The organism is Streptococcus sp. GMD4S (assembly GCF_000296955.1).
On record NZ_AJRE01000091.1, the window covers coordinates 1 to 5,149 of the forward strand.

Annotated in this window: 5 protein-coding genes and 1 pseudogene; 1 reads left to right on the top strand and 5 read right to left on the bottom strand. The window is 37.1% G+C overall.

Annotated features, from left to right (window positions below; translation table 11 throughout):
* Nucleotides 1–172: 172 nt before the first annotated feature.
* Nucleotides 173–1,732 carry an ATP-binding cassette domain-containing protein gene (locus tag GMD4S_RS06855; protein WP_008285058.1) on the top strand — a complete coding sequence of 520 codons (1,560 nt, stop codon included), beginning with the start codon at nt 173–175 and terminating at the stop codon, nt 1,730–1,732.
* Nucleotides 1,733–1,915: 183 nt separating this feature from the next.
* Here the strand turns inward: GMD4S_RS06855 and GMD4S_RS06860 are convergent, their stop codons facing one another.
* The 5 genes and pseudogenes from GMD4S_RS06860 to htpX all read right to left on the bottom strand — a co-directional run.
* Nucleotides 1,916–2,545, bottom strand: a complete 630-nt coding sequence (locus tag GMD4S_RS06860; RefSeq protein WP_000202415.1) for an ABC-2 transporter permease — start codon at nt 2,543–2,545, stop codon at nt 1,916–1,918.
* Nucleotides 2,545–3,393, bottom strand: a complete 849-nt coding sequence (locus tag GMD4S_RS06865; protein WP_000049613.1) for an ABC transporter ATP-binding protein — start codon at nt 3,391–3,393, stop codon at nt 2,545–2,547. Before GMD4S_RS06865 ends, GMD4S_RS06860 begins: the two co-directional genes overlap by 1 nt.
* Nucleotides 3,386–3,766, bottom strand: a complete 381-nt coding sequence (locus GMD4S_RS06870; RefSeq protein WP_001025497.1) for a GntR family transcriptional regulator — start codon at nt 3,764–3,766, stop codon at nt 3,386–3,388. The genes GMD4S_RS06865 and GMD4S_RS06870 overlap by 8 nt, the downstream gene beginning before the upstream one ends.
* A 116-nt stretch (nt 3,767–3,882) precedes the next feature.
* Nucleotides 3,883–4,244, bottom strand: a pseudogene (locus tag GMD4S_RS06875) (RNA polymerase sigma factor).
* A 60-nt stretch (nt 4,245–4,304) separates the two neighbouring features.
* A partial coding sequence (htpX, locus tag GMD4S_RS06880; protein ID WP_000386004.1) for a zinc metalloprotease HtpX occupies nt 4,305–5,149 on the bottom strand: 845 nt, incomplete at its 5' end.

Below are 5,149 nucleotides of genomic sequence, written 5' to 3' on the forward strand. Positions count from 1 at the left end.
ATACTAGATTTTCTAGTATCTTGTCCTCATTGAAAATCAAAAAACTGGAAAGCTAATCATCTGCCCCTCTTGGGTTAGGCAGCTCCAAGCTAGTTTGACGACCTTTTCAACGAGGATAATAGAGTTTTGACAGTGACTTTGGGCTCTACTAGATAAAGTAGAGCTTTTTGTTATGCACTATGGACATTCTAGAAAGGGCAACAATATGATAAAAATCAATCATCTGACCATCACACAAAACAAAGATCTACGAGATCTTGTATCTGACCTAACCATGACTATCCAAGACGGAGAAAAGGTTGCTATTATTGGTGAAGAGGGAAATGGCAAATCGACTTTACTACGAGCTTTAATGGGGGAAGCTTTGCCTGATTTTACTATCAAGGGCGACATTCAGTCTGACCTTCAATCACTGGCCTACATTCCTCAAAAACTAGCTGAGGACCTGAAAAAGAAAACTCTACATGACTACTTCTTTTTGGATTCTGCTGATTTAGACTACAGTATTCTTTATCGTTTGGCGGAGGAATTGCACTTTGATAGCGACCGTTTTGCTAGCGACCAAGAAATTGGCAGTCTATCAGGGGGCGAAGCTTTGAAAATTCAGCTCATCCATGAGTTGGCAAAACCCTTTGAGATTCTATTTTTAGATGAACCTTCAAATGACCTAGACCTTGAGACGGTTGATTGGCTAAAAGGTCAAATTCGAAAGATTAGGCAAACTGTTATTTTCATTTCCCATGATGAAGACTTTCTTTCTCAAACTGCGGATACTATTATCCATTTACGCCTTGTTAAACACCGGAAAGAAGCCGAAACCCTAGTGGAGCATTTAGACTACGATCGCTATAGTGACCAGAGGAAGGCTAGTTTTGCCAGACAAAGCCAGCAAGCTGCTAACGACCAAAGAGCCTATGACAAAACCATGGAAAAACATCGTCGCGTTAAGCAGAATGTAGAAAATGCTTTGCGAAATACTAAAAATGATGTTGCCGGGCGCCTATTGGCTAAAAAGATGAAAAATGTACTCTCTCAAGAAAAACGCTTTGAAAAGGAAGCCCAGTCCATGACCCAAAAGCCACTTGACGAGGAACAAATCCAACTTTTCTTTTCAGACGTCCAACCATTACCGGCTTCTAAAGTATTAATCCAACTGGAAAAAGAAAATTTGTCCATTGGAGAGCGCGTTTTAGCTCAGGGGTTACAACTAACTGTCCGTGGCCAAGATAAAATCGGTATCATTGGGCCAAATGGTGTTGGGAAATCAACTCTGTTAGCCAAGTTTCAACAACTGCTCAGCGCCAAAAGAGAGATTTCGCTTGCTTTTATGCCACAAGATTACCATAAAAAACTGCAATTGGATTTATCTCCAATAGCCTACCTCAGTCAAACTGGACGAAAAGAGGAACTGCAGAAAATCCAATCTCACCTAGCTAGTCTCAATTTCAGCTATCCAGAGATGCACCACCAAATCCGCTCCTTATCTGGTGGTCAACAGGGTAAACTTCTACTTTTGGATTTAGTGTTGCGCAAACCAAACTTTCTCCTTCTAGATGAGCCCACACGAAACTTTTCTCCCACTTCTCAACCCGAAATCAGAAAACTCTTTGCCTCCTATCCAGGCGGTCTGATTACTGTTTCGCATGACAGACGCTTCTTAAAAGAGGTCTGTACGAGTATCTATCGTTTGACAGAAAATGGTTTGGAAGTTGTTGATTTACAAGATTTATAAATGTTGAATATAGCAAAAATCCAGAGACGACCTCTGGATTCTTTGGGCTGTTTGAGCTAACTCAAACAGCTTGAAAGATACTCACTTAATCAGAAGAACAACTTTGTTGCACTTGACTTGACAATTAAGGAAAAAATTGTTTTTCCATCTCTGCCACTTAACTACAAATTAAATAATTTATAACTAGTATTCTTTTTTCTCCATAATCATAACGGACAATTTTACTGCAAGCCCTATGATTAATATGCTTACAACTAAAATTCCTAAGCAAATCATTGATATAGAATTCTTACTAAAAATCTCCATTAGTTCTGCAAGAAAATTTGACTTTTCTTTTAACAGTGTTGATAAAGCAAATATTAAGAAATAAGTGATTACCATAATGAGTCTACCCTTTTCAGCACCATATTTAAGAATAAATGGTAATTGAATGGCAGACATAAGTATACTAGCAGCTAATGTAATTAAAGCAATAAACACTATATTATCCAATGACATTTGATTTTTTGTCATCAACAGTACAAAAATGCAGATTGAACCAACCAAACCAAAGGCAAATGCAAAGAAAAACTTGCTCAACACATAACTGCTCTTTTTTATTGGCATCGAAAATGCAAACTGTTCGAAATTTGATTTTGTATCATAGCCAAAGGCGATTGCAGTAAGTATGAGCGGAATCATTACACATATTAACGGAACCATAAACAATTCATTTTCATAAATTCCATATACAGCCAGTGCAATACTGATAGTAACCGTTAATAATAATGTCTTTTTTAAAGTTGCTATATCTTTCAAAATTAATGATGTCATTATTGTCTCACTCCTTTCACAAAGTAAATCATAATATCCTCAATTGACGGTTTTTGTAACTTGATACCATCAGGTACAAGACTCTTTTTAACAAGTAACTCTTGCCCAAAAGAATGTATTCTTCTTCCTACAATGGCTTCTTCATCAATGTTATTTACTTCTTCATTGGATAAAGTACATATACCGTAGTTTTCTTTTAACTCATCTTTTGTTTCCATAAATAAGATTTTTCCATTGTGGATAAAAGCAATGTAATCTGCCACTTTTTCTAAGTCAGATAAAATATGGGAAGAAATAAGAATTGTATGATTTTCATCTTGCATAAAATCTAATAACAAATCCAAGATTTCCTCTCTTACAATTGGGTCAAGCCCACTTGTTGCTTCATCTAAAATCAAAAGTTCAGCATTGTGAGATAAAGCAACAGCCATTGAAAGTTTCATTTTCATACCACGAGAATAGTTTTTAATCATCTTTTTATGTGGTAAATTGAATTTTTCAACGAATCCATAAAACTGCTTTTTATCCCATTTTGAATAAACTCTATGACAAAACTTTTCAACATCGATTAATGTCATTTCTTCCGGCACTAACAAATCATCAAATACCACTCCAAGTTTATCTTTCAGTTCAACACTATTAGGATTTTCCTCATCTAAAAGTCTTATATCGCCAGAGTCTTTTCTTAAAAGCCCAAGTAACAATTTTATAGTTGTACTTTTACCAGCTCCATTCTGTCCGATATATCCAACTATTGTTCCTTTCGGAATAGTAAGATTTACCGGTCCTAGTTTAAAACTGTCAAATGTTTTTACTAAATCTTTAATTTCAATAGCATATTTACTCATATTCACCCTCCACATAACTCTTTAACATTTTTATCAATTCATCACTGGATACATCTGCAATTTCTGAAAGTTCAACTACTTCTTGAAGCTTCGATTCAATTTTCTTTAAGTATTCTTCTCGAATTAGTTCTTTATTTTGTGCTGCAACAAAATTACCTTTTCCTTGTACCGAATTTATAAACCCGTCTAACTCTAATTCATCAAAAGCTCTTTTTGCAGTTAACATACTTACTCTTATTTCTTTCGCTAAGAATCTTATCGAAGGTAGTTGTTCTCCCACTTTCAAATCTCCAGAAATGATTTGTGCTTTAATTTGATTTTTTATTTGCAGATATATTGGTTCATCACTGGAATTATTTATCTGTATATTCATCATCAACCCCCTACTGTTATTTGTGTTTTAACTGTTATTATTATAGCATAACAGTTAAAACATTGCAATATCTAAAAAGAAGCAGACAAAAATTTTTTTCCCGCTTCTTCTCATTACTATCTAAATTCTTTCAGCAACTCTCTTAGCTTTTCCAATATCTTATTTCTTCTCTTTATGAGAGCTGGATGAGATATTTTTTTCATTTCAGCCACCAAACGAATAGTTTCATCATTGAAATAAAGTCTATCAATGATTTCTCTTTCTTCATCATTTAATTTTGATAGTGCATCTCGCACTGCCTCAATCATCCTCTGTGTCTGAACGTTTTTATCTACATCAAAACCCTCATCAACTATACTATCCTCAAAATGTCCATCATTTTCAAAAGACGAGAAAAAAGCAGGTGATTTCTTCTATCCACCTGCTTCAAATATTTTTCGGCTCTATAATATTTGTAGTGGGTAAATCCCCTATGGATATTATGGAGCTTATTTTAGCTTTTCTTCAACCCACTACAGTTGACAAAGAGCCATTTTTTCTACATGTGTTTCAAGCGTTCGATTCGTTCTGAGATAGGTGGGTGGGTATAAAAGAGTTTTTGTAGTCCCCCACCTTTCTTAGGATCATTGATGTACAGAGCACTGCTGGCATCATCGACATGGTGATGCATCGGCTCGCTATTGTCCAACTTACGCAAGGCATTGATCATCCCTTGAGGATTGCGGGTCAGCTCCACACTAGATGCATCCGCCAGAAATTCCCTCTGACGGGAAATGGCTAATTGCACCAAGGTTGCAGCGAGAGGTGCTAGAACAATGGCTAAGAGAGAGATAACAAGCATGATAATCTCCAAACCATTTCCATCACGATCATTATCACTCCGTCTGCGGCCTGCACCACCCCACCACATCATCCGTCCTGCCATACTAGATAGCAGGGTAATAGCACTAGCAAGGGCAACAGCAATGGTCGAAATACGGATATCATAGTTCCGGATATGACTGACTTCATGCCCCATTACTGCTTCTAGCTCCTCACGGTTCATGATGGCTAGGAGACCCGAAGTGGCTGCGACAGCTGCATTCTGCGGATTCGAACCTGTTGCAAAGGCATTTAAAGATGAATCCTCAATGATGAAAACACGAGGCATGGGAATCTGAGCGACCATGGCCATATCTTCTACTACATGGTAGAGGTTTGGAGCTGTTTGCTCATCAACCTCACGCGCCCCATTCATAGACATGACAATCTCTGTCGATTGAAAGATCATGGTCAGAGCGTAGATAAGACCAATAATCAAGGCAATAATCATGCCACCAAGACCTGAGCGCATGAAGAGATAGCCAACCGCATAACCAACCAAGGCCAAGAGTAGGAAGAAAA

Excerpts from the sequence above, each read along its gene's own strand:
- GMD4S_RS06855 (WP_008285058.1), top strand. The coding sequence starts at position 173 with ATGCACTATGGACATTCTAGAAAGGGCAACAATATGATAAAAATCAAT.
- GMD4S_RS06860 (WP_000202415.1), bottom strand. The coding sequence starts at position 2,545 with ATGACATCATTAATTTTGAAAGATATAGCAACTTTAAAAAAGACATTA.
- GMD4S_RS06865 (WP_000049613.1), bottom strand. The coding sequence starts at position 3,393 with ATGAGTAAATATGCTATTGAAATTAAAGATTTAGTAAAAACATTTGAC.
- GMD4S_RS06870 (WP_001025497.1), bottom strand. The coding sequence starts at position 3,766 with ATGAATATACAGATAAATAATTCCAGTGATGAACCAATATATCTGCAA.